This window comes from Ideonella sp. B508-1 (genome assembly GCF_000333615.1).
Taxonomy (GTDB): domain Bacteria; phylum Pseudomonadota; class Gammaproteobacteria; order Burkholderiales; family Burkholderiaceae_C; genus Ideonella.
Map to the genome: position 1 here is coordinate 1 of NZ_BADL01000049.1, position 2,904 is coordinate 2,904.

Below are 2,904 nucleotides of genomic sequence, written 5' to 3' on the forward strand. Positions count from 1 at the left end.
GCCCTGGCCGCCGAAAAGGGCGCGGCCGGCCTGGCCCAGCTGGAGGCGGCCATCGCCCCAGGCCGACCCGCAGGGCCTGTGGGCCTCGGGCAACCTGCGGCCCCTGCGGTGAGGGCGCGGCCATGAAGCCCGACTGCGATCTGCTGGTGCTGGGTGGCGGCGTCAGCGGCGCCGGCGTGGCGCTGGAGGCCGCCCGGCGCGGCCTGCGCGTGACCCTGGTGGAGGCCCGCGACTACGCCTGGGGCGCCTCCAGCCGCAGCAGCAAGCTGGTGCACGGCGGCCTGCGCTACCTGCAGAGCGGGGCGCTGCACCTGACGCGCGAATCGGTGCAGGAGCGCGAGGCCCTGCTGCGCGAGCTGCCCGGCCTGGTCGAGCGCATCGGCTTCGTGATGGCGCACCGCCGCCCCCTGGGGCCGGGCCGCCGCACGATGCAGATCGGCCTGCGCCTGTACGACCACCTGGCCGGCCGGCGCGCCCGCGGCTGGGCCAGCAACGCCGACATCCCCTGGCTGGTGCCCGGCCTGGCCACCGACGACGGCGCCAGCCTCTACGAGGACGCCACCACCGACGACGCCCGCCTGACCCTGCGGGTGCTGCAGGAAGCCCGCACCCTGGGCGCCGAGCTGCACAACCACACCACGCTGACCGCGCTGCAGCGCGACGCGCAAGGCCAGATCTGCGGCGCCACGCTGCGCGGGCCGGACGGCTTCGAACGCCACCTCGCCTGCCGCTGCATCGTCAGCGCCAGCGGGCCCTGGCTGGGCACGGTGGCCGCGCTGGCCGGCGCCACGCCGCCGCGGCTGCGGCCGCTGCGGGGCAGCCACCTGCTGCTGCCGCTGTGGCGTCTGCCACTGGCCCGTGCCGTGGCCTGGCGCCACCCGGAAGACGGCCGCCCCGTTTTCGCCTACCCCTGGCAGGGCCGGCTGATCGTGGGCACCACCGACCTGGACCACCCCGACCTGGGCACCGAGCCGCGCATCCAGCCCGAGGAACTGCGCTACCTGCTGGCGGCCTTGGCCCACAGCTTCCCCCGCGCCGGCGTGGGCGCCGCCGACCTGCAGTGCACCTGGGCCGGCGTGCGGCCGGTGATCGCCAGCGACAAGCCGGTGGCCCCCTCGCAGGAAAGCCGTGAACACCTGGTCTGGGCGCAGGACGGCCTGGTGGCCCTGGCCGGCGGCAAGCTCACCACCTTCCGCCGCATGGCCCAGGCCGCGCTGGCCGCCGCCCGGCCCTGGCTGCCCGCGCTGCCGCCGCCGGTGCACCGCGACATCCTGCCCGCGCACGCGCCGGTGGCCGGCGTGCCGCTGCGCTGGCAGGGCCGCTGGGGCGCGCTGGCCGGCCAGGCCGCCCGCGGCGCACTCATCCCCGGCACCACCACCCGCTGGGGCGAGCTGCGCCACAGCCTGCTGCACGAGCAGGTGCAGCACCTGGACGACCTGCTGCTGCGCCGCAGCCGGCTGGGCCTGCTGATGCCCGGCTTTGCCGCCGACCTGCTGCCCGCGCTGCAGCCGCTGTGCCAGGAGACGCTGGGTTGGTCGGCCGAGCGCTTCCGGCAGGAACAGGACCGCTACCTGGCACTGATGACCACCACCCACGGGGTGCCCGCATGAAAGACCTGATCCTGGCCATCGACCTGGGCACGCAGTCGGTGCGGGCCCTGCTGTTCGCGCTGGATGGCACGCTGGTGGCCCGCGCCCAGCAGGTCTTTGCTAACTACCAGCGGCCCCAGCCCGGCTGGATGACGCACGACGGAGAGGGCTTCTGGCAGGCCGCGACGACCTGCTCTCAGAGCGTGTGGGCCAGACATGAAGCGGCTCGCGTGGCTGGCGTAGTCGTCACCACCCAGCGAGCCTCCATGCTGGCCGTGGACGCCCAGGGCCGCTGCCTGGCGCCGGCCATCATCTGGCCTGACCAGCGCCGCGCCACCCGGCTGCCGCGGGTGGCCGCCCACTGGCGCGCGGCCTTCGCGCTGACCGGCCTGTCGGGCACGGTGCGCCGCTTCCAGCAGGACGCCGAGCTCAACTGGTGGGCCCAGCACGAGCCGGCCCTGCACGGCCAGGCCCACGCCTTCCTGCTGATGTCGGGCCTGCTCAACCAGCGCCTGACCGGCCGCCTGGTCGACAGCATCGGCAGCCAGGTGGCCTACCTGCCCTTCGACAGCCGGCGCCAGCAGTGGGCGGCACGCGGGTCCTGGCACTGGCAGGCCCTGGCGCTGCGGCCCGAGCAGCTGCCCGCGCTGCAGCCGGTGGGCAGCGTGCTGGGGGAGGTCACGCGCGAGGCCGCCGCCACCACCGGCCTGCCGGTGGGCACGCCGGTGCTGGCCGCCGCGGCCGACAAGGCCTGCGAGGTGCTGGGCGCCGGCGCCTTCGACCCCCAGGGCAGCGGCATCGGCGCGCTCAGCTACGGCACCACCGCCACCCTCAACCTCACCAGCGCCCGCTACCTGGAGCCCGAGCGCTTCGTGCCGCCCTACCCGGCCGCCGTGCCCGGCCACTACAGCGCCGAGGTGCAGGTCACGCGCGGCTTCTGGCTGGTGAGCTGGTTCCGCGACCAGTTCGGCCAGCCCGAGCAGGCCGCCGCTGAGGTGCTGGGCGTGGCGCCCGAAACCCTGTTCGACGAGCTGGTGGCCCAGGTGCCGCCGGGCTCGCTGGGCCTGACGCTGCAGCCCACCTGGAGCCCCGGCGTGCGCCACCCCGGCCCCGAGGCCAAGGGCGCCATCATCGGCTTCGGCGAGGCCCACACCCGCGCCCACCTCTACCGCGCCATCCTGGAGGGCCTGGCCTATGCGCTGCGCGAGGGCCGCGAACGGCTGGAGCGGCGCTCGGGCCAGCCCATCACCCAGCTGCGCGCCAGCGGCGGCGGGGCCCAGAGCGATGCGGTGCTGCAGCTCACCGCCGACGTCTT

The 2,904-nt window shown here is 75.9% G+C and carries 2 protein-coding genes; both read left to right on the forward strand.

The features are described from left to right. The first annotated feature begins 122 nt into the window (after positions 1-122). Positions 123-1,610 (forward strand): glycerol-3-phosphate dehydrogenase/oxidase, encoded by a 1,488-nt coding sequence (locus I73_RS25530; protein ID WP_022979169.1) that lies wholly within the window; start codon positions 123-125, stop codon positions 1,608-1,610. Further along, on the forward strand, positions 1,607-2,904 hold a 1,298-nt coding region (locus tag I73_RS02475; protein ID WP_022979170.1), incomplete at its 3' end, for an FGGY-family carbohydrate kinase. The genes I73_RS25530 and I73_RS02475, both read left to right, overlap by 4 nt.